The 21,988-nt window shown below is 69.9% G+C and carries 12 protein-coding genes and 2 pseudogenes; 7 read left to right on the top strand and 7 right to left on the bottom strand.

Annotated features, from left to right (window positions below; all coding sequences use genetic code 11):
• Window positions 1-23 precede the first annotated feature (23 nt).
• Both H1D24_RS11630 and H1D24_RS11625 read left to right on the top strand, forming a co-directional pair.
• On the top strand, window positions 24-1,547 hold the full coding sequence (locus tag H1D24_RS11630; protein WP_181657414.1) for a sugar ABC transporter ATP-binding protein: 1,524 nt from the start codon (window positions 24-26) through the stop codon (window positions 1,545-1,547).
• Window positions 1,544-2,575 (top strand): ABC transporter permease, encoded by a 1,032-nt coding sequence (locus H1D24_RS11625; RefSeq protein WP_181657353.1) that lies wholly within the window; start codon window positions 1,544-1,546, stop codon window positions 2,573-2,575. The genes H1D24_RS11630 and H1D24_RS11625 overlap by 4 nt, the downstream gene beginning before the upstream one ends.
• A gap of 86 nt (window positions 2,576-2,661) precedes the next feature.
• Here H1D24_RS11625 and H1D24_RS11620 read toward each other — a convergent pair whose 3' ends face one another.
• From H1D24_RS11620 to H1D24_RS11600, 5 genes are all read right to left on the bottom strand, one after another.
• Window positions 2,662-3,333, bottom strand: coding sequence for a FadR/GntR family transcriptional regulator (locus H1D24_RS11620; RefSeq protein ID WP_181657352.1), 672 nt, complete (start codon window positions 3,331-3,333; stop codon window positions 2,662-2,664).
• Window positions 3,334-3,714: 381 nt separating this feature from the next.
• A complete protein-coding gene (locus H1D24_RS11615; RefSeq protein WP_181657351.1) occupies window positions 3,715-5,340 on the bottom strand; it encodes a glycerol-3-phosphate dehydrogenase/oxidase in 1,626 nt (541 codons plus the stop codon).
• Between the two features lie 8 nt (window positions 5,341-5,348).
• Entirely contained in the window at window positions 5,349-6,929 is a 1,581-nt protein-coding gene (glpK, locus tag H1D24_RS11610; RefSeq protein ID WP_181657350.1) for a glycerol kinase GlpK, read from the bottom strand.
• Between the two features lie 147 nt (window positions 6,930-7,076).
• Window positions 7,077-7,865: an MIP/aquaporin family protein gene (locus H1D24_RS11605; protein ID WP_181657349.1), complete on the bottom strand. Its 789-nt coding sequence runs from the start codon at window positions 7,863-7,865 to the stop codon at window positions 7,077-7,079.
• A 450-nt stretch (window positions 7,866-8,315) separates the two neighbouring features.
• A complete protein-coding gene (locus H1D24_RS11600; RefSeq protein ID WP_181657348.1) occupies window positions 8,316-9,080 on the bottom strand; it encodes an IclR family transcriptional regulator in 765 nt (254 codons plus the stop codon).
• 260 nt (window positions 9,081-9,340) lie between these two features.
• Here H1D24_RS11600 and metH point away from each other — a divergent pair, with 260 nt between their 5' ends.
• From metH to H1D24_RS11580, 4 genes are all read left to right on the top strand, one after another.
• On the top strand, window positions 9,341-12,859 hold the full coding sequence (gene metH / locus H1D24_RS11595; protein WP_181657347.1) for a methionine synthase: 3,519 nt from the start codon (window positions 9,341-9,343) through the stop codon (window positions 12,857-12,859).
• Between the two features lie 240 nt (window positions 12,860-13,099).
• Window positions 13,100-13,807 (top strand): HAD family hydrolase, encoded by a 708-nt coding sequence (locus H1D24_RS11590; protein WP_181657346.1) that lies wholly within the window; start codon window positions 13,100-13,102, stop codon window positions 13,805-13,807.
• Between the two features lie 354 nt (window positions 13,808-14,161).
• On the top strand, window positions 14,162-15,769 hold the full coding sequence (locus H1D24_RS11585; RefSeq protein WP_181657345.1) for an ABC transporter substrate-binding protein: 1,608 nt from the start codon (window positions 14,162-14,164) through the stop codon (window positions 15,767-15,769).
• 58 nt (window positions 15,770-15,827) lie between these two features.
• Window positions 15,828-17,417: an ABC transporter substrate-binding protein gene (locus H1D24_RS11580; RefSeq protein ID WP_181657344.1), complete on the top strand. Its 1,590-nt coding sequence runs from the start codon at window positions 15,828-15,830 to the stop codon at window positions 17,415-17,417.
• Window positions 17,418-17,553: 136 nt separating this feature from the next.
• Here the strand turns inward: H1D24_RS11580 and H1D24_RS11575 are convergent, their stop codons facing one another.
• Together H1D24_RS11575 and H1D24_RS11570 are read right to left on the bottom strand one after the other, a co-directional pair.
• Window positions 17,554-18,225, bottom strand: a complete 672-nt coding sequence (locus H1D24_RS11575) for a response regulator (protein ID WP_181657343.1) — start codon at window positions 18,223-18,225, stop codon at window positions 17,554-17,556.
• 530 nt (window positions 18,226-18,755) lie between these two features.
• Window positions 18,756-19,646 (bottom strand): annotated as a pseudogene (locus tag H1D24_RS11570) (RecB family exonuclease); the annotation flags it as partial.
• 1,124 nt (window positions 19,647-20,770) lie between these two features.
• On the opposite strand from H1D24_RS11570, the pseudogene H1D24_RS44375 reads away from it, so the two are divergent.
• Window positions 20,771-21,931, top strand: a pseudogene (locus tag H1D24_RS44375) (site-2 protease family protein); the annotation flags it as partial.
• Window positions 21,932-21,988: the final 57 nt, after the last annotated feature.

Below are 21,988 nucleotides of genomic sequence, written 5' to 3'. Positions count from 1 at the left end.
CCGTGACGACCGGAGAGGGAGCCATGGCTGCCGCGGCGGTGGTGCATGCGGAAGGCGTCGTCAAGCGCTTCGGGCCCACGCTCGCGCTGGACGGCGTCCGGCTGACCGTACGGCCCGGGGAGTCGCACGCCCTCGTCGGACGCAACGGCGCAGGCAAGTCCACGCTGGTCGGCGTACTGACGGGGCTGCACCGGCCCGACGCGGGGACGGTGCACTTCGACGGCGCACCCACTCCCGCCTTCGGGGACACCGCGGCATGGCGCTCCAAAGTGGCGTGCGTCTACCAGAAGTCGATGGTGGTGCCCGAGCTCACCGTCGCCGAGAACCTCTTCCTCAACCGCTTCCAGGAGGGCGAGCGTTTCATCCGCTGGGCGAAACTGCGGGCACGCGCGCGTGCACTGCTCGCCGAGTACGGCGTGGACGTCGATCCCGGAGCGCGGGCCAAGGATCTCGCCGTCGAGCAGCGCCAGTTCGTGGAGATCGCGAAAGCCCTCTCCTTCGGAGCCCGGCTGATCATCCTCGACGAGCCGACGGCGCAGCTCGACGCGCGCGGCATCCAGCGTCTGTTCGACAAGCTCAGGGACCTGCAATCACAGGGCGTCGCATTCCTCTTCATCTCGCACCACCTCCAGGAGGTGTACGAGCTGTGCACCGCGGTCACGGTCCTGCGTGACGCCCGCCATGTGCTCACGGCGCCCGTCCAGGGGCTGGCGAAGGCCGACCTGGTGGCGGCCATGACAGGCGAGGAGACCTCCGTCGTCCCCGACTGGGAGCCCGCTCCCCACCGGGTACGGGAGGCCGAGCCGTTGCTCCGTGCCGAGGGGCTAGCTCTGGAAGGCGCCTACGAGCCGCTGGACTTCGCCGTACGCCCCGGCGAGGTCGTCGGCCTCGCCGGGGCCGCGGCGAGCGGCAACACCGCGCTCGGCGAGACACTCGTCGGCATGCGCGCGCCCACGGCCGGCGCGGTCCGGGTGCGCGGCCGGGAGGTACGCCCCGGAAGCGTGCCCGACGCCCTGGAGGCCGGTATCGGTTACATCCCCGAGGACCGCCACCGCCAGGGACTCGTCGCCGAACGCAGCGTCGCGGAGAACGCCACGCTGACCGTGACCGACCAGCTCGGCCGCTGGGGCACCGTACTGCCCTCTCGTACACGGGAGTTCGCGGCCTCGGTGATCCGCTCGCTGGACATCCGGACCCGCGGCCCGGACCAGCCGGTCTCCGGGCTCTCCGGCGGCAACCAGCAGAAGGTCGTCGTCGCCCGAGCCCTGGCCCGGCGCCCGCACGCCCTGGTGGCGATCCGCCCCACCGCGGGCGTGGACGTCAAGTCCAAGGAGGCGCTGCTGGCCGTGGTCCGGCGGGTCGCGGACGAGGGGCGGGCCGCGGTCATCGTCTCCGACGAACTCGACGATCTGCGGGTCTGCGACCGGCTGCTGGTGCTCTTCCACGGGCGGCTGGTCGCCGAGTACGACACCGGATGGACGGACCGTGAGCTGGTCGCGGCCATGGAGGGCGTGGCCGAAGGAACCGTGGGAGGGGAAAGGGCATGACGGAGACGATGCGGCCGCCCACCACCGGCAAGGAGGGCGGCGGCGGAGGCCCGCTGCCGTATCTGCGGTACGTCCGCTGGAGCGACTTCTCACTCGTCCCCGTGATCCTGGTGCTGCTGGTGATCGGCTACGTCGTCTCGCCGGTCTTCCTGACCTCCACCAACCTCATCAACGTCGTCCAGCAGTCCAGCGAGCTGAGCCTGCTGGTGCTCGGCCAGGCGCTGATCCTCATCTGCGGCCGCATGGACCTGTCGCTGGAGTCGACGATCGGCATCGCGCCGGTCGTCGCCATGTGGCTCGTGCTGCCGACGTCCGGCGGCCGGTTCGCGGGCCTCGACCTGCTGCCCGTATGGACGGCGATCCCCGTCTGCCTGCTGGCTGGGCTCCTGATCGGCGGCATCAACGGCTTCCTGATGCTCAAGCTGCGGGTCAACGGCTTCATCGCCACGCTCGGCATGCTCACCATGCTGCGCGGCCTCCACATCGGCATCACCGAGGGCAAGTCGATCACCGACGTCCCCGAGTCCTTCCGCTACCTGGGCAAGACGGACTGGCTCGGCGCGCCGGCCGCCGTCTGGATCTGCCTCACACTGTTCGCGGTGGGCGGCGCGGCCCTGGCCTGGCTGCGCCACGGACGGGCGCTGTACGCGATCGGCGGCAATCCGGAGGCCGCGCGGGCGGCCGGTATCCGGGTCGACCGGCTCACCTGGATCGTGCTGGCGATCGGCGGCCTGCTCGCCGCCTTCGCGGGCGTGCTGTACACCGGCCACTACGGCTCGGTCGCCGCCACCCAGGGCAACGGCTGGATCTTCCAGGTCTTCGCCGCCGCGGTGATCGGCGGCATCAGCCTGAAGGGCGGCCGCGGCACGCTCTTCGGCGCGCTGACCGGCGTGCTCACGCTGCAGCTCGTCGTCAACGTGATGACGCTCGGCGGGGTTCCCGCGCTGTGGAACCAGTTCCTCAACGGCGCCATCATCATCGTCGCGCTGGTGATCTCGCGGTTCGCGAGCGGCGAGAAGCAGGACTGAGACCGGGGCGCCACCAGATCCGGGGGCGGGCCGGCTGAGGCGGGTCTGCTTTACAGGGCGGGTCGGCTTTACAGGGCGGGTCGGCTTTACAGAGTCGAACGCAGCCACTGCTCCACGCTCGCGATGTGCACTGTCGCCCAGGAACGGGCCGCCTCCGCGTCACGGTCGCGCAGGGCGGCAAGGATGGCCCGATGCTCGTGGAGCGTCCGGCTGACCGCGTCCTCCTGGGTCAGACCGCGCCAGATACGGGCCCTGGTGGTGGGACCCGACAGCCCGTCGAGCAGGGAGCACAGCACCGAGTTCCCCGAGCTCTGCACGATGCCGCGGTGGAACTCCAGGTCGCAGGCGACGAGTTCCTCCACAGACGGCGACGTCCCGAGCGCGTCCAACTGGGCGGTCAGCACGTCCAGTTCCGCCTCGCTGATGCGCGTGCTCGCCATCGCCGTCGCGGCCGGTTCCAGTATGCGGCGGACGGCGAGGAACTCCAGCACCGTGTCGTCGCGATGGAAGTCCACGACGAAGCTCAGCGCCTCCAGCAGGAGTTGGGGGTCCAGGCTCGTGACGTACGTTCCGTCGCCCTGCCGGACGTCGAGGATCCGGATCAGCGACAGCGCGCGCACCGCCTCGCGCAGCGAGTTCCGGGACAGGCCCAGCTCGGCCGCGAGCTCGCTCTCCTTGGGGAGCCGGTCGCCGGGGCGCAGCGCGCCGGAGACGATCATGCCTTTGATCTTCTCGATCGCCTCATCCGTGACAGCCATCGCCGCCCTCCCTGTACCTCAGGCCCGTCGCTGAGACATCCGATGTCTTGCGACCATTATGCGGCTCGGACCCCCTGGATCAGCCAAAGCGCTCGATGCGGATCCGCTCGACGGGCTGGCCCGGACCGGTGAGCAGCCGGGAGGCGTGTCCTGGTGTCCGCACCGGCGCAGCGGGACGGTCGGGCAGGGCGTGCTCCAGCCGCTTGTGCCGCGGCCTGGCCTCCCAAGCCGCTGCCAGTCTTCTCTTCTGCGGCGAAGCGGTCAGAGAGGGCGGGGCGCGGCATGGCGGAGGGGCGACTTCCCCCCGTAGAAGCCGCCCCTCGGTCCTGCGCCGCCCACTCGGCCGGTTTCGGCCCGCCTACCCGGCCGGTCCTGCGCCGCCTACTCGGCGTCCCCCGCGTTCAGCAGGTCCTTCACCCTGGCCCGTACGTCCTCCGTGTCCAGGCCCCGGATCGTCAGCGTCGTCCGCCGGCGCAGCACGTCGTCCGCCGTCTCGGCCCACTCGTGGTCGCGGGCGTAGACGACCTGCGCCCAGATCTCCGGAGCGTCGGGGTGGATGCGCTCGCCCAGCTCCGGGTTCTCGTTCGCCAGCCGTGCGATGTCGAAGGACAGCGATCCGTAGTGCGTGGCGAGGTGCTTGGCGGTGTCGGCGGCCATGCGCGGGCCCGGGGTGCCGCCGTCCACCAGCAGCCGGTGCGCGACCGCCTGCGGGTTGGAGATGCCCGGCAGCGGGAGCTTCTTCGGCAGCTGCGACATGGGCTCCATGTCGTCGGCGAGCGGGTGCCCTGGCAGGGCCGCCAGCTTGTTCATGACCGTACGGCCGATGTGCCGGAAGGTGGTCCACTTGCCGCCCGCGACGGACAGCATGCCGCCCTTGCCCTCGGTCACCACCGTCTCGCGCTTGGCCTTCGACGTGTCGCCGGGGCCGCCCGGCAGCACCCGCAGACCGGCGAAGGCGTACGTGATCAGTTCCCGCTTCAGCTGCTGGTCACGGACGGAGAAGGCCGCCTCGTCGAGTATCTGGGCGATGTCCTGCTCGTTGACCGCGACATCCGCCGGGTCGCCCTCGTACTCCTCGTCGGTCGTGCCCAGCAGCAGCATGTCCTCCCAGGGGAGGGCGAAGGTGATGCGGTACTTGTCGATGGGAGTGGCCAGCGCTGCCTTCCACGGCGAGGTGCGCTTGAGCACGAGGTGCGCGCCCTTCGACAGGCGGATGGACGGGGCCGCGTTCGGGTCCTCCATCCTGCGCAGGTGGTCGACCCAGGGGCCGGTCGCGTTCAGTACGAGACGGGCGGTGACGCCGAACTCGGTGCCGTCGAGGCGGTCCTTCAGTTCGGCGCCGGTGACCCGGCCCTTGGTGAAGCGCAGGCCGGTGACCTCGGCGTGGTTGAGGACGGCCGCACCCGCCTCGACCGCCGCGCGCACCGTCATCAGCGCCATACGGGAGTCGTTCATCTGGTCGTCGCCGTACACGGCCACGGCCTTCAGGTTCTCCGTGCGCAGCTCCGGCACGTCGCGCTGCGCCTTCGCCGGGCCGATCACATGGCCGACGCCGTCGCCGAACGCGGACAGCGCCGAGTAGGCGAAGACTCCCGCGCCGAGCTTGGCCGCGCCGTGCGGGCCGCCCTTGTAGACCGGCAGGTAGAAGGTGAGGGGGTTGGACAGGTGCGGTGCCACCTGGCGGGACACCGCACGGCGCTCGAAGTGGTTCTCCGCGACCAGCTTCACCGCGCCGGTCTGCAGATAGCGCAAGCCCCCGTGGAGCAGCTTGGAGGAGGCGGAGGAGGTGGCACCGGCGAAGTCACCGGCGTCCACCAGCGCCACCCGCAGACCTGACTGCGCGGCATGCCAGGCGGTGGAGATGCCCAGGATTCCGCCGCCGATGACGAGAAGGTCGTACGTCGCCTTGGAAAGCTGCTCCCGGGTCTCGGCACGGCCGGGGAGGGAGCCGGAGACCGGGTGCGTACCGAGGGCAGGCGCGGTCTGCAGGGTGGGCTGGCTGCTCATGGGGTTTCTTACTCCTCGTCCTCGATCCAGCCCATGGTCCGCTCGACGGCCTTGAGCCAGCTCTTGTACTCGCGGTCCCGCTTGTCCGCGTCCATACGGGGGGTCCACTCGGCGGCCCGGCGCCAGTTGGCGCGCAGCGCGTCGGTGTCCGGCCAGAAGCCGACGGCAAGGCCGGCGGCGTAGGCGGCGCCGAGGCAGGTGGTCTCGGCGACCATCGGACGCACGACCGGTGCGTCCAGGAAGTCCGAGAGCGTCTGCATCAGCAGGTTGTTGGAGGTCATGCCGCCGTCGACCTTGAGCGCCGCGAGCTCGACGCCGGAGTCCTTGGTCATGGCGTCGGTGATCTCACGGGTCTGCCAGGCGGTGGCCTCGAGGACCGCGCGCGCGAGGTGCGCCTTGGTGACGTACCGGGTCAGACCGGCGAGCACACCGCGGGCGTCGGAACGCCAGTACGGGGCGAACAGGCCGGAGAAGGCCGGCACGAAGTAGGCGCCGCCGTTGTCCTCGACCGAGGAGGCCAGCGTCTCGATCTCGGCGGCCGTGCTGATCAGGCCCATCTGGTCGCGCATCCACTGCACCAGGGAGCCGGTGACGGCGATCGAACCCTCGAGCGCGTAGACCGGGTCCTGGTCGCCGATCTGGTAGCCGACGGTGGTCAGCAGTCCGCTGTACGAGTTGATGACCTTGTCGCCGGTGTTCATCAGCATGAAGGTGCCGGTGCCGTACGTCGACTTGGCCTCGCCCTCGCTGAAGCAGGTCTGGCCGAACAGGGCCGCCTGCTGGTCGCCGAGCGCGGAGGCGACGGGGATGCCGCCCAGGAGGTCGCCGAGCTTGCCGCCCTTGACCTCGCCGTACACCTCGGCGGAGGAGCGGATCTCCGGCAGCATCTGCATCGGGACGCCGATGGAGGCGCAGATGCGCTCGTCCCACTGCATCTCGTGGAGGTTCATCAGCAGGGTGCGCGATGCGTTGGTGACGTCAGTGACGTGCACGCCGCCGTTGACACCACCGGTCAGGTTCCAGATGACCCATGAGTCCATCGTGCCGAAGAGGATGTCGCCCCGCTCGGCGCGCTCGTCGAGGCCGTCGACGTTGTCAAGCAGCCAGCGGGCCTTCGGGCCGGCGAAGTACGAGGCGAGGGGGAGGCCCGTCTCGCGGCGGAAACGGTCCTGGCCGACGTTGCGGCCGAGATCCTTGCACAGGGCGTCGGTGCGGGTGTCCTGCCAGACGATGGCGTTGTGGACCGGCTCGCCGGTGTTCTTGTCCCACAGCAGCGTCGTCTCGCGCTGGTTGGTGATGCCGATCGCCTTGATGTCGTCACGGGTGATGCCGGCCTTGGCGATGGCTCCGGCGACGACCTCCTGGACGTTCGTCCAGATCTCGGCGGCGTCGTGCTCGACCCAGCCCGGCTTGGGGAAGATCTGCTCGTGCTCCTTCTGGTCGACGGAGACGATGCGGCCGTCCCGGTCGAAGACGATGCAGCGGCTGGACGTGGTGCCCTGGTCGATGGCCGCGATGAACGGCCCTGCGCCGTGGGAATGTGCCCCTGCGCCGTGGGAGAGGGGGCCGGCGGTGTGTGCGTCGGTCACGGTGTGCTCCTGGAAGTCCGTATATGGGGGGCTGGCGACATGTGTCGGGCTGGCTTACGACGTATTGCTTGCGGCTCTGGAAGCTCTGGGTGCGTGGCCGTGAAGCGCTGTGGTGCGGCGGCGCAGCGGCTCAGCAGCTCGGCGGCTCTAAGCGAAAGCAACGTTGTAGATGCCTGCGGCGATCGCGCCGCCGACCAAGGGGCCGACGACCGGGACCCAGGCGTAGCCCCAGTCGGAGCCGCCCTTGTTGGGCAGGGGCAGAAGGGCGTGCACGATACGCGGACCGAGGTCGCGGGCCGGGTTGATCGCGTAGCCCGTCGGGCCGCCCAGCGAGAGACCGATGCTGACCACGACCAGGGCGGTGACCAGCGCTCCGAGGGTGCCGAGGCCCTTGCCGCTGTCGTTGAGGCCCTGGGTGAGGACCGCGAGGACCAGCACGATGGTGCCGAGGATCTCGGTGGCCAGGTTCTGAACCGCGTTCCGGATCTCGGGGCCGGTGGAGAAGATGCCGAGCACCGGTCCGGCCTGAGCCTCCTGTGCCTCGACGGACTTGGTGTCCTGTGCGCCCGGTCCGCCGACGATCTCGCGGTCGGTGAGGTGGGCGAGGAACTGTCCGTAGTACGCGACCCAGACCAGGGCGGCGCCGATCATGGCGCCGAGCAGCTGTCCCGCCCAGTAGGCGGGGACGTTGCTCCAGTCGTTGTCCTTGATCGCGAGGGCGAGGGTGACGGCCGGGTTGAGGTGGGCACCGGAGAGCGGCGCCGAGGTGTAGACCGCGGTGAGGACCGCGAAGCCCCACCCGAAGGTGATGGCCAGCCAGCCGGCGTTGCGTGCCTTGGAGGCCTTCAGTGTGACGGAGGCGCACACGCCACCGCCGAGCAGGATGAGTACGGCGGTACCTATCGTCTCGCCGATGAAGATGTCGGAGCTGGACACCCGCGACTCCTTTGTCCTTCGTCCAGGGGAAGGCGAACCCCGGGTCCCTCCGGTGGTTCGCGCCCTCGGGGTGAGGGCGTTTGTGGCGGCCCTGGCGTCGGGCACTCTACCGCGTTTACCGGTAGGTGTTCGACAATGCCGACCGATGGACGGAGTCTTGTCCGAGGCCGCGGGATCGTCAAGAGGTTCCGGCGCCGGAAAATCCGATCGTTATCCCGGCCTTGATCAGCGGGGCGGCGCGCGCAGTGGGATCACCTCGCACCGGGCGTCGTGGAGATGCGCTCACCTCGCACCGGGCGTCGGGTGCGCTCACCTCGCACCTGTTGTCGGCGGCCTGCGCGCCGAGGGCCCGCGCATGCGCTGCACGGGCCCTGATGGGGTACGTCGGTCACCGAGTCGGCATCGGTTTCAGTGGTACTCAGGCGGACCGGCGGCGAACGGTCAGAACGGTCAGAACCGGCTCGCGCCCAGATCCCGGGACACAGCGCGGGCACAGTCCCTAACCGCCGCTATGAGCTCGTGGCGCAGCTGCCCGTCCAGGCAGACCCGCTCCACAGCGCCCGTGATGCCCACCGCGCCGACGGGCATGCGCCGCCGGTCGTGGATCGGGGCGGCGATCGACGCCACGCCCTCCCAGGTCTCCTCGACATCCGCTGCGTACCCGCGCGCGCGGGTCAGATCGAGCACGCTCTCGAAGCCGTCGGAGTCGCTGACGGTCCGCGAGGTGAACGCCTTGCGCTCGGCCTCCATGACCTCGCTGTGCGCCACCGGGTCGTACGCGGACAGGACCTTGCCCAGGGCTGTGGAGTGCAGCGGCTGCATGGCGCCGACCTCCAGCACCTGGCGGCTGTCGTCGGGGCGGAAGACGTGGTGCACGATCAGCACGCCCTGCTGGTGCAGGACGCCCAGGTAGACGCTCTCGCCGCTCGACCTGGCCAGATCGTCGGTCCACACCAGGGCGCGGGCCCGCAGCTCGTGGACGTCCAGATACGTCGTGCCGAGCCGGAGCAGCTCGGCGCCCAGCTGATAGCGGCCCGAAGCGGCGTCCTGCTCGACGAAACCCTCCTGCTGCAGGGTGCGCAGGATGCCGTGGGCCGTACCCTTGGCGAGGCCGAGGGAGGAGGCGATGTCCGAGAGGCCCAGCCGGCGCTCGCCACCCGCGAGCAGACGCAGCATTGCGGCCGCCCTTTCCAGCGACTGGATGTTCTTCGCCATCGTAGCCCGCCCTCCCATCCCCTCGACCAACAGCGTTCGACAATGACGAACATTATCGGTCGTTGCCGAACTGCGCGACCAGCCCCGTGCCGTGGGGCACGCCGGTCCGGGAGCGTAATCTGGCAGCCTGCCTGATCAGGCGGCCCGTCCGGCTCGTGGACGCGCGTACGGGCGGACGGCCGTCCCGGCTACCCTGGCGGAGTGCGTCCTCCACGAGAAGGGCGCAAAGCCGACAGCCGTCGCACTCCAGGGAGCACTACATGGCCTCGTTGCCGACCCCTTCCACCGTCCCCTCCGACAGCCGCGCCCGGGCAGGGGCCCTGCGCGAAGCACTCGCCACCCGCGTAGTGGTGGCCGACGGTGCGATGGGCACGATGCTCCAGGCCCAGGACCCGACCCTCGAGGACTTCGAGAACCTCGAAGGCTGCAACGAGATCCTGAACATCACCCGCCCGGACATCGTCCGCTCCGTCCATGAGGCGTACTTCGCCGTGGGCGTGGACTGCGTGGAGACGAACACCTTCGGGGCGAACCGCACGGCCATGGCCGAGTACGACATCTCCGACCGGGTGTACGAGCTCTCCGAGGCCGGGGCCCGCATCGCCCGCGAGGCCGCCGACGAGTTCGGTGCCCGCGACGGCCGCCAGCGCTGGGTACTGGGTTCGATCGGCCCGGGCACGAAGCTGCCGACCCTCGGCCACGTCGGCTACAGGACCCTGCGCGACGGCTTCCAGGCCAACGCCGAGGGTCTGCTCGCCGGGGGAGCGGACGCCCTGATCGTGGAGACCACTCAGGACCTGCTCCAGACCAAGTCCTCGATCCTCGGTGCCCGGCGCGCGATGGAGGCGACCGGCATCGAGGTGCCCCTGCTGTGCTCGATGGCGTTCGAGACCACCGGCACGATGCTGCTGGGTTCGGAGATCGGTGCGGCGCTGACGGCGCTGGAGCCGCTGGGCATCGACATGATCGGCCTGAACTGCTCGACCGGCCCCGCGGAGATGAGCGAGCACCTGCGCTATCTCACACGCCATTCCCGTATTCCGCTGCTCTGCATGCCGAACGCGGGTCTGCCGGTGCTCACCAAGGACGGCGCGCACTTCCCGCTCGGCCCGGAGGGACTGGCCGACGCCCAGGAGACCTTCGTACAGGAGTACGGCCTCTCCCTCGTCGGCGGCTGCTGCGGTACGACGCCGGAGCACCTGCGCCAGGTCGTCGAGCGGGTGCGGGACCTCACCCCGACCGAGCGGCAGCCGCAGCCTGAGCCGGGCGCGGCTTCGCTGTACCAGACGGTTCCGTTCCGCCAGGACACCTCGTACCTGGCCATCGGCGAGCGCACCAACGCCAACGGCTCGAAGAAGTTCCGTGAGGCCATGCTCGAGGGCCGCTGGGACGACTGCGTCGAGATGGCCCGCGATCAGATCCGCGAGGGCGCGCACATGCTCGACCTGTGCGTCGACTACGTGGGCCGCGACGGCGTCGCCGACATGGAGGAGCTCGCCGGACGCTTCGCCACCGCCTCCACGCTGCCGATCGTCCTGGACTCCACCGAGGTCGACGTCATCCGGGCCGGCCTGGAGAAGCTGGGCGGCCGGGCGGTCATCAACTCCGTCAACTACGAGGACGGCGACGGGCCCGAGTCGCGCTTCGCGAAGGTCACCCGCCTCGCACAGGAGCACGGCGCCGCGCTGATCGCGCTGACCATCGACGAGGAGGGCCAGGCCCGCACCGTCGAGACCAAGGTGGCGATCGCCGAGCGGCTGATCGAGGACCTGACGACGAACTGGGGCATCCACGAGTCGGACATCCTCATCGACACCCTCACCTTCACGATCTGCACCGGCCAGGAGGAGTCCCGCAAGGACGGCATCGCCACCATCGAGGCGATCCGCGAGCTCAAGCGCCGCCATCCGGACGTACAGACCACACTGGGTCTGTCGAACATCTCCTTCGGCCTCAACCCGGCCGCCCGGATCCTGCTCAACTCGGTCTTCCTGGACGAGTGCGTCAAGGCGGGGCTCGACTCGGCAATCGTGCACGCGAGCAAGATCCTGCCGATCGCCCGGTTCGATGAGGAGCAGGTCACCACCGCCCTCGACCTGATCTACGACCGCCGCTCGGAGGGCTACGACCCGCTGCAGAAGCTCATGCAGCTGTTCGAGGGCGCCACGGCGAAGTCGCTGAAGGCGGGCAAGGCCGAAGAGCTGGCGGCGCTGCCACTGGACGAGCGCCTCAATCGCCGCATCATCGACGGCGAGCGCAACGGCCTGGAGGCCGACCTCGACGAGGCGCTCCAGGAGCGCCCGGCCCTCGACATCGTCAACGAGACCCTGCTCGACGGCATGAAGGTCGTCGGCGAGCTGTTCGGCTCCGGCCAGATGCAGCTGCCCTTCGTACTGCAGTCCGCCGAGGTCATGAAGGCCGCCGTGGCCTACCTCGAGCCGCACATGGAGAAGTCGGACGCGGAGGGCAAGGGCACCATCGTCCTGGCCACCGTGCGCGGCGACGTCCACGACATCGGCAAGAACCTGGTCGACATCATCCTGTCGAACAACGGCTACAACGTCGTGAACCTGGGCATCAAGCAGCCCGTCTCCGCGATCCTCGAGGCCGCCGAGGAGCACCGAGCCGACGTCATCGGCATGTCCGGGCTCCTGGTGAAGTCCACGGTGATCATGAAGGAGAACCTGGAGGAGCTGAACCAGCGCAAGCTGGCCGCCCAGTACCCGGTCATCCTCGGCGGCGCGGCGCTGACCCGCGCATACGTGGAGCAGGACCTGCACGAGATCTACGAGGGCGAGGTGCGCTACGCCCGCGACGCCTTCGAGGGGCTGCGGTTGATGGACGCCCTGATCGGGGTCAAGCGGGGCGTGCCCGGCGCGGCCCTGCCCGAGCTGAAGCAGCGCCGGGTGCGGGCGGCCACGGTCCAGGTCGAGGAGCGTCCTGAAGAGGGCGCCGTGCGCTCGGACGTGGCTGTCGACAATCCCGTCCCCAACCCGCCGTTCTGGGGCACCCGCGTCGTCAAGGGCATCCAGCTCAAGGAGTACGCCTCCTGGCTCGACGAAGGCGCGCTGTTCAAGGGCCAGTGGGGCCTGAAGCAGGCCCGTACCGGCGACGGGCCCACGTACGACGAGCTTGTCGAGAGTGAGGGGCGGCCGCGGCTGCGGGGCTGGCTGGACGAGCTGCAGACCAAGAACCTGCTGGAAGCGGCCGTGGTCTACGGGTACTTCCCGTGCGTGTCCAAGGGCGAGGACCTGATCATCCTCGACGAGCAGGGCAACGAGCGCACCCGCTTCACCTTCCCGCGCCAGCGCCGCGGCCGGCGGCTGTGCCTGGCGGACTTCTTCCGTCCGGAGGAGTCAGGCGAGACCGACGTCGTCGGCCTGCAGGTCGTCACGGTCGGCTCGCGGATCGGGGAGGAAACGGCGAAGCTGTTCGCGTCCGACTCCTACCGCGACTACCTGGAACTGCACGGTCTGTCGGTGCAGTTGGCCGAGGCGCTCGCGGAGTACTGGCACGCGCGCGTGCGTTCCGAGTTGGGCTTCGCCGGTGAGGATCCGGCCGACATCGAAGAGATGTTCGCACTGAAGTACCGTGGCGCCCGCTTCTCGCTCGGCTACGGCGCCTGCCCCGACCTCGAGGACCGCGCCAAGATCGCCGAGCTCCTCGAGCCGGAACGCATCGGCGTCCAGCTGTCGGAGGAGTTCCAGCTCCACCCCGAGCAGTCCACCGACGCCATCGTCATCCACCATCCGGAGGCGAAGTACTTCAACGCGCGGTAGCGCAGGCACTCGCAGCGCCTGCGGGCACCGCACCGGTTGCGGGTCTTTGCCGCCGGGCGGGTGGTCGCGCCCGCCGGGCGGGTACTCGCGCCCTGAGCGGGTACCCGCAGAACACGCGGTGACACGCGCGAAAAAATGTCACAGAGCGCGCACCGCGGACGAGTCGTACACTGGTCGATCCAGTGCAGGCCGGTTCCCCCTGGGAACCGGCCTTCTCGTCCCTCACGGAGGTGTGCGCGGATGACGAGTACGGTCCCCGTTGTCGGTACCCGATCGGCCGATGGCTCCGCCCTGCAGGCCGTACTCCTGGACATGGACGGCACCCTGGTGGACACCGAGGGCTTCTGGTGGGACGCCGAGGTCGAGGTCTTCGCAGGACTCGGCCATCTGCTCGACGACTCATGGCGCCATGTGGTGGTCGGGGGTCCCATGACGCGCAGTGCCGGATTCCTCATCGAGGTCACCGGCGCCGACATCGGGCTCCCGGAGCTCACGGTGCTGATCAACGACGCGTTCGAGGAGCGCCTCAACGGAAATCTCCCGCTGATGCCGGGCGCCGCACGGCTGCTCGCCGAACTGGCCGCGCACGAGGTGCCGACAGCCCTGGTCTCCGCGTCCCACCGGCGCATCATCGACCGCATCCTGGACTCGCTCGGGCGGGAGAACTTCGCACTGACCATCGCGGGGGACGAGGTCGAGCGCACCAAGCCGCACCCGGACCCCTATCTGCTCGCCGCCGCCGGTCTCGGCGCGGACCCGGCCAGATGCGCCGTCGTCGAGGACACCGCGACCGGCGTCGCCGCCGCCGAGGCCGCGGGCTGCCGGGTGGTGGCCGTCCCCTCGGTCGCCCCGATCGCACCCGTCGCGGGACGCACCGTGGTCACCTCCCTCGAGGAGGTCGACCTGCCCTTTCTCCAGGGCCTGATGACGGATGAACTCAAACCGTGATGCGACTGGCCGAAATCCGATGGTCACCGCCACTCCTGAGGGTGTGACGTTTCCCACCCGACGCGGGGGTCGACAGGTCTTTTCCGTTGTGCCGAAGCCCTGATTCCGCTGGGGGCACGGAAAGCGTTGTGTCCTATTTGTTAAGCACCGGATGAAAGCTCCCACTGGCGGGTTTTCGGTGTGTCCACGCCCGGTGCCGCTGCGTGATGGACCCTCAACTCCAGCCCGGTCGGGACGCCCTGCGCCGCGCACTAATGTCGAGGCGAGAACATCGCCGTACTGGCTCGTGCCCCGTCAGCATCCACCCCCGTTGCCGGGCGGCACGGGTATTGAAAGCTCTGGAGAACTTCGAGCATGAACCGCAAGATCCTGGTTCTGGCGGCCGTCACCGGCCTGCTCGCCCCCGCCCTCGCCGCATGTGGCGGCTCCGACAGCGGAGGCGACGACGGTGGAGCGATCGTCGTCGGCACCACCGACCGGTTCAGCGCATCGGACGCGGTCCCCGCGCCCCTCGATCCGGCATACGCCTACGACGTCGCTTCCTGGAACATCCTGCGGCAGACGCTGCAGACCCTGATGGCCCTGCCGCGCGGCGACGGGGAGCCGGAGCCCGAGGCCGCGGAGCAGTGCGGATTCTCCGACAACGGCAACGAACGCTATGCCTGCACCCTGCGCGAGGGCCTGAAGTTCGCCGACGGCAGCCCCCTCACGGCCGCCGATGTGAAGTACTCCATCGACCGCGTGCGCGCCATCAAGAGCGACAGCGGAGTGGCCGGTCTGCTCTCCAGCATCGACACCATCGAGACCAGGGGTGACCGCGAGGTCATCTTCCACCTCAACACCGCGGACGCCACCTTCCCGTACAAACTGGCCACGCCGGCCGCGGGCATCGTCAACCCGAAGGACTACTCCAAGAGCAAGCTGCGCGACGGATTCCAGGTCGACGGCTCCGGTCCCTACACCGTCGAGATGGAGACCAGGAACAACGAGCTCGTCAAAGCGGTCTTCACCAAGAACCCCGAATACCAGGGCGAGTTGATGCCGCAGAACGAGACGGTCGAGGTGGAGTCGTTCGACAGCGCCGAGGCCATGGGCACGGCGCTCGACAAGGGCGACATCGACCTGATGACCCGCACCATGTCGCCCGAGCAGATCGAGAAGCTCTCCAACGCAGGACCGGACAGCAACATCAAGCTCGTCGAGATGCCGGGCCTGGAGATCCGCTACCTGGGCTTCAACACCAACGCCCCGCAGGTCAGGAGCAAGGCCGTCCGGCAGGCGATGGCACAGGTCATCGACCGTGGTCACATCGCGTCCGACGTCTACGGCACATCCGCCGAGCCGCTGTACTCGCTCGTACCGGCCACCATCACCGGCCACGCCAACTCGTTCTTCAACAAGTACGGCGACCCGAACACCCCCAAGGCCCGCTCCATTCTGGCCAAGGCGAACATCACCACGCCGGTGAAGCTGACCCTGAACTACACGACCGACCACTACGGTCCGGCCACCAAGAAGGAGTTCGAGCTGCTGCAGAAGCAGCTGAACGACAGCGAACTGTTCGACGTCAGCATCAAGGGCGAGAAGTGGGCGGCCTTCCGCCCGAACGAGGCCAAGGGCGAGTACGCGGTCTACGGCATGGGCTGGTTCCCGGACTTCCCCGACGCCGACAACTTCCTCGCGCCGTTCCTCGACAAGGACAACTTCCTCGGCTCGCCGTACGCCAACTCCAGGATCCGGAACAAGCTGATCCCGGACTCGCGCCGGGAGGCCGACCGCCTCACCGCGTCCGAGAGCATCGAGGAGATCCAGAACATCGTCGCCGACGACGTCCCGGTGCTGCCGCTGTGGCAGGGCAAGCAGTACATCGCGGCCCGCGACGACATCACGGGCACGGAGTGGGCCCTCAACTCCTCCTCGACCCTTCAGCTGTGGGAGCTCAGCCGCGGCATGAGCGACTGACCTGGCCCGTATCGAGAGCCAGAGCTTCCTTCGGAGAACGACGACAAGGCACACGTACGTGAAAATGCGCAACCAGTGGCTGCTCCCGCCCCTCAGCGCCGGCCTGGCCGCCGCCCTGCTGACCGGCTGCGGCAGCTCCCAGGACGACGCCTCGGCCGGCGAAGGCGAGGCCGTGGTGATGGGAATGTCGGACGACGTCCTCGCCACCGACCCGGCGTCCGGCTACGACCCCGGCTCATGGCTGCTGTTCAACAACGTCTTCCAGTCACTGCTGAGCTTCCCCAACGGCGCCACGGAGCCCGCTCCGGAGGCCGCCGAAGAGTGCGGATTCACCGACTCCAGTACCAAGGTCTACGAGTGCACCCTGCGCGACGGCCTGAAGTTCAGCAACGGCAACGCGCTCACCTCGGAGGACGTCAAGTACTCCTTCGACCGCATGATGAAGATCGACGACGACGCCGGTCCGGCGATCATGTTCCCCATGCTCGACGAGGTCGAGACACCGGACGCCAAGACCGTCGTCTTCAACCTCAAGTACGCCGACGCCACCTTCCCGAGCAAGATCGCCTCCGGCGCCGGCTCGATCGTGGACCACCGCGAGTACGAAAGGACCAGCCTGCGCACCGACGGCAAGGCGGTCGGCTCGGGCCCGTACAAGCTCGACTCCTTCAGCGACAAGGAGGCGGTGTTCTCCGTCAACCCGGAGTACAAGGGCACCGCCGAGGTCAAGAACTCCGGGATGACCCTCAAGTTCTTCCACGGCGACCAGACCGCCCTGAAGAACGCGCTGCTGAACAACAAGATCGACCTCGCCTACCGAGGCCTCGCCGCCCAGGACATCGCCGACATCCAGCAGAACACGTCCGGCAAGAGCGGGAACATCGAGGTCGTCGAGGGCTCCAGCGCCGAAGTGCAGCACCTGGTCTTCAACATGGACGACCCGGTCGTGGGCAAGCTCGGAGTGCGCAAGGCCATCGCGTACCTCCTCGACCGGGAGGCGCTCGTCAACGAGGTGTACGAGGACACCGCCGAGCCGCTCTACTCGATCATCCCGGCCGGCATCGGCGGCCACAACACCGCCTTCTTCGACACCTACGGCGCCCGGCCGGGGCCCGACAAGGCCGAGGCGGCGCTGCGCGCCGAGGGCATCACCGGCAAGGTGAAGCTGACGCTGTGGGCGACGCCCTCCCGCTACGGCCCTGCCACCGTGCAGGAGTTCAAGGCGATCGCCAAGCAGCTCAACGCCAGCGGTCTGTTCGACGCCGACGTCAAGTCGGTCGAGTTCGACGAGTACGAGAAGGACATCAAGGCCGGCAAGTACGGCGTCTATGTGAAGGGCTGGGTGCCGGACTACCCCGACCCCGACAACTTCACGCAGCCGTTCTTCGGCGACGGCAACGTCCTCGACAACCGCTACGAGAACAGCACGATCACCGGGAAGATCATTCCCCGCACGGCCGCCCAGAGCAACCGCACCGCGACCGACAGGCAGTACGCCCAGCTTCAGGAGATCGTGGCGAACCAGCTGCCGGTAATCCCCGTGTGGCAGGCCAAGCAGTACGCGGTCGTCCACGACCGTGTGTACGGCGTGGAGAACTGCCTCGACGCGTCGACGGTCTTCCGGTTCTGGGAGATCAGCAAGGGCTGAGCCGGGCCAGAACTGGGCCGGTCAAGAGCTGAGCCCGGCTGTGAACCGGAACTGAGTGGGTGCGGTGCACCGAGGGCCGCTCTGGAGAGGGCGGTCCTCGGTGTTTCCGTCGGCTGGGGTCCGTGTCCGGTCGGTCTTACTGGGCGCCCGGGCGGACCAGACCGCTCTCGTACGCGTACACCGCGGCCTGGACCCGGTCGCGCAGGCCCAGCTTGGTGAGCACATGGCCCACGTGCGTCTTGACGGTGGTCTCGCTCACGAACAGCTCCGCGGCGATCTCGGCGTTGGACAGGCCGCGGGCCACCAGCTTCAGCACCTCGACCTCGCGCTCGGTCAGCGTGTGCAGCGTGTCCGGCACCGGCTCGTCGCCGGACGGGAGATGCTCGGCGTACTTGTCGAGCAGCCGGCGCGTGATGCTCGGCGCGAGCATCGCCTCGCCCGCCGCGACCACCCGGATCGCCTGGACCAGCTCGTTCGCCGGGGCGTCCTTGAGCAGGAAGCCGCTGGCACCCGCCCGCAACGCCTCCACCACGTACTCGTCGAGGTCGAACGTGGTGAGCACGAGCACCTTCGCCGGTCCGTCCCGGCCGGGCCCGGTGATCTGCCGGGTCGCCTCGACCCCGTCCATACGCGGCATGCGGATGTCCATCAGGACGACATCGGGCTGGAGAGCACGGACCTGGTCGAGCGCCTGGAGGCCGTCCCCGGCCTCGCCGACCACTGCGATGTCCTGCTCGGCCTCCAGAATCATCCGGAACCCGGTGCGCAACAGCGGCTGGTCGTCGACCAGTAGGACGCGGATCGCCACGTAAGTCTCCTTCGCTAGTCCGGCCCCATTCTGCCCTGCGCGGCGCCGCCGGCCTCGGGCGCCCTGGAGGGGGGCTGATTGCTGTCGGCGCCCGGCGTCGAGGAGGGGGCGTGACGGCCGGCGGCCTGGGCCGTACCGGCGGGCAATGGGCGGATTCCAGCCTCGGACGCGCCGCCGGACGGGGCCGTGGTCACCGGGACCTCCTCGCGTACGGGTCCGTGGGAAGTGACCGGGACCCCATCGCCGACGGGTCCGCCCGAAATAACCGGGGTCTGCTCGAGGCCGGGCGGGGCCGTGCTGACTGGGGCCTTCCTGCGGACGGGTCCGCGGGGACTGACCGCGGTCTGCTCGCCGCCGGACGGGGCCGTGGTCACCGGGACCTGATCGCCTAGGGGTCCGCCCGACGCAACCGGGACCTCATCCCCGATGGGTCCGCCCGACGCAACCGGGACCTCATCCCCGACGGGTCCGCCCGACGCAACCGGGTCCTCATCCCCGACGGGCCCTGCCGGATCGACCGGGAGGCGATCACCGGCGGACCCGCGCGTTCTGATCGGCAGCGGATACGGCGGGGGAGTCCCGCCGAATTCCGGACAGTGCGCCTGGTGGTCGCACCAGCCGCACAGCTTCGTCGGCCGCGGGCGCCACTCACCCGTCTCCGTGGCCAGCCTGATGGCGTCCCACAGCGCCAGCAGCTTGCGCTCCACACGCTCCAGATCAGCCATGACCGGGTCGTACGTCAGCACGTCACCGCTGCCCAGATAGACCAGCTGCAGGCGGCGCGGCACGATGCCTTTGAGACGCCACACCACCAGGGCGTAGAACTTCATCTGGAACAGGGCGCCCTCGGCGTACTCGGGGCGCGGGGCCTTGCCCGTCTTGTAGTCGACGATCCGCACCTCGCCCGTGGGCGCCACGTCGACGCGGTCGATGATGCCGCGCAGCTTCAGCCCCGAGTCCAGGGAGGCCTCCACGAACAGTTCGCGTTCCGCCGGTTCCAGGCGGGTCGGGTCCTCCAGCGAGAACCATCGCTCCACGAGCGCCTCAGCCTCGGCCAGCCACCGGGTCAGCCGCTCGCCCGCCGCATCCTCGTCGGCGTCGTCGAAGAGCTCCGCCAGCTCCGGTCTCGCCTCGCGGAGCCGGTCCCACTGGCCGGGGACCAGCGACTTCGCGCGCGGCGCCGTACGCTCGGCTGCAGGGGCGTCGAACAACCTCTCCAGCACGGCGTGCACCAAGGTGCCGCGGGTGGCCGCCTCGCTCGGCTTCTCGGGCAGCCTGTCGATCACCCGGAACCTGTAGAGCAGCGGGCACTGCATGAAGTCGCCGGCACGCGAGGGCGACAGCGACGCCGGGGGCGCGGCAGCCACGGCAGAAGGCGCGGCCGCCGTCGTCGCCGCGGCACCGTCGGAGCTGGTTTCCATGACAACAGACCTTACGACCCACCACTGACAGTGCCGTTCGCGCACAGCTCGGTAGCCGCATCCGTAGGTGCGGGCAACCCGGCCGCAGAGAGGGGGAGTCGAGGCGGAACGCAAAGGAGCGGCCGCATACCATCGACGAGCAGACCCACTCGCCCTGTATGACCGTGACCGGCGACAGCAGGGGCGAGGGACGCTTCGAACGAGGGGACACCGTGGACGAGAGCGGCGGGCGCGGACAGCCGCGGTCGGGCAACAGCGGAGCGGACCAGCGCCGCATCGCACCGTCACGCCCGGACGGCGCCGACGCCCCGCCCGAACGGCCGGCATCGCCCGTCGGCACCGGGCAAGACGCCCAGCTCGCGGACGGGGACCACACTCCGCTCGCCCACCAGGAGCGCCCCGACACGAACGCCTCGAACACCGCCGAACCGGACGCCCACACCAAGCCGACCCAGCCATCCGGCCCCGGCGCGTCAGCGCCTCCGGGTCCGTCAGCCCCTTCGCGTCCGGCGGCGCCTACGGATCCGTCTGCCGCTTCCGGCCCCGAGCGGCCGGAAGGGCAGGCGGCGCGCGGGGACCTCGCGGAGCGGGCTGGGCAGGATGCCGCCCTGCAGAGGTCGAGCGGCGGCTCCCAGGACCGTCCAGCGGATGCTTCCGCGACGCAGCCGTGGGGTGCTGCCGAGCACGGTGGGACCACGGGACCTTCGGCCGATGGATCGGCAGGATCCTCGGACGGTGGGGTTGCGGGGTCTTCGGCCGGTGGGTCCACTGCAGGGCCTTGGGCCGGAAAGTCCTCGGGTGGCACGGCTGTGGAGCGTGAGGCCGGTGCCGGTGGGCCCGACGGCAGTCGGCCCGGCAGGGCCGCGGGGCCTTCGGCCGCTGGGGCTGCAGGGTCTTCGGCCGGCAGCTCCGCTGCAGGGCCTTGGGCCGGTGGGTCCGGAGGGCCCTCGCGTGGCACGCCTGTGGACCGTGACGCCGGTACCGGTGGGTCCGACGGCAGTCGGTCCGGCGCGTCTGCCGGGTCGCCGGACGGTGGGTCCGCCGGGTCGCCCGCCGGTGGGTCCGCGGGGCGGCCGGGCCAGGGGCCGCCGACGGGGCCCGGCCCGGGTGGACCGGGCAAGCCGCCGCGGGGGCCCGGTGGCGGGCTGCTCATGGGGCGGCCCTTCGGCGTGCCCGTCTACGTCGCGCCCAGCTGGTTCCTCGTCGCGGCGCTGATCACCTGGGTCTTCGGCGGACAGATCGACCGCGTCCTGCCGGAACTCGGCGCCGTCCGCTATCTCGTCTCGCTCTTCTTCGCGGTCGCCTTCTACGCGTCCGTACTCGTCCACGAGCTCGCCCACACAGTGGCGGCGCTCCGCTTCAAGCTGCCCGTACGCCGTATCCAGCTGCAGTTCTTCGGTGGCGTGTCCGAGATCGAGAAGGAGTCGGAGACGCCCGGGCGCGAGTTCGTCCTGGCCTTCGTCGGGCCGCTGCTCTCGCTCGTACTCGCCGGGGTGTTCTACGCCGGCTTGCAGGCCGTCGAGCCCGGCACCGTACCGGGAGTGCTCCTCGCGGGCCTGATGATCTCCAACCTGATCGTGGCCGCCTTCAACCTCCTCCCCGGACTGCCGCTGGACGGCGGCCGGATGCTGCGGGCCGTCGTCTGGAAGATCACCGGCAAACCCATGAGCGGTACGATCGCCGCGGCCTGGGTCGGCCGCGCCCTGGCGATCTCCGTACTCGTCGGGCTGCCGCTCCTCACCCAGTCCGGAGCCCTCGGCTCCGGCGCCGAGGAGATCAGCGGCATGGACACCGTCACGGACGCCCTGCTCGCCGCGATCCTCGCCGCGATCATCTGGACCGGCGCCGGCAACAGTCTCCGTATGGCCCGGCTCCGCGAACACCTGCCCGAGCTGCGCGCCCGCGCCCTGACCCGGCGGGCCGTCCCGGTCGCGAGCGACACCCCGCTCTCCGAGGCGCTGCGCCGCGCGAACGAGTCGGGGGCCCGCGCCCTGGTCGTCGTAGACGCGCACGGCGACCCCCTCTCGGTGGTGCGTGAGGCCGCCATCGTCGGCGTGCCCGAGCACCGCAGGCCCTGGGTCGCGGTGAGCAGCCTCGCCCAGGACCTGACCGACGGCATGCGAGTCTCCGCCGAGCTCGCAGGCGAGGAGCTCCTCGACGTACTGCGCGCGACGCCTGCCACCGAGTACCTGGTGGTCGAGGACACCGGCGAGATCTACGGAGTGCTGTCCGCGGCCGACGTCGAGCGCGCCTTCGTGAAGGCAATGGCCCGACCCGCTTCATAGGGCTCGGTTCGCCTCCGGTGCCGCCCACGCGGTCGGCGGCCCCGGCTCCACGTGGTC

The organism is Streptomyces himalayensis subsp. himalayensis, assembly GCF_013778455.1.
Lineage (GTDB): Bacteria > Actinomycetota > Actinomycetes > Streptomycetales > Streptomycetaceae > Streptomyces > Streptomyces himalayensis.
The sequence above is the reverse complement of the archived record's forward strand: the minus strand, read 5'-3'. Positions and strand labels throughout refer to the sequence as shown.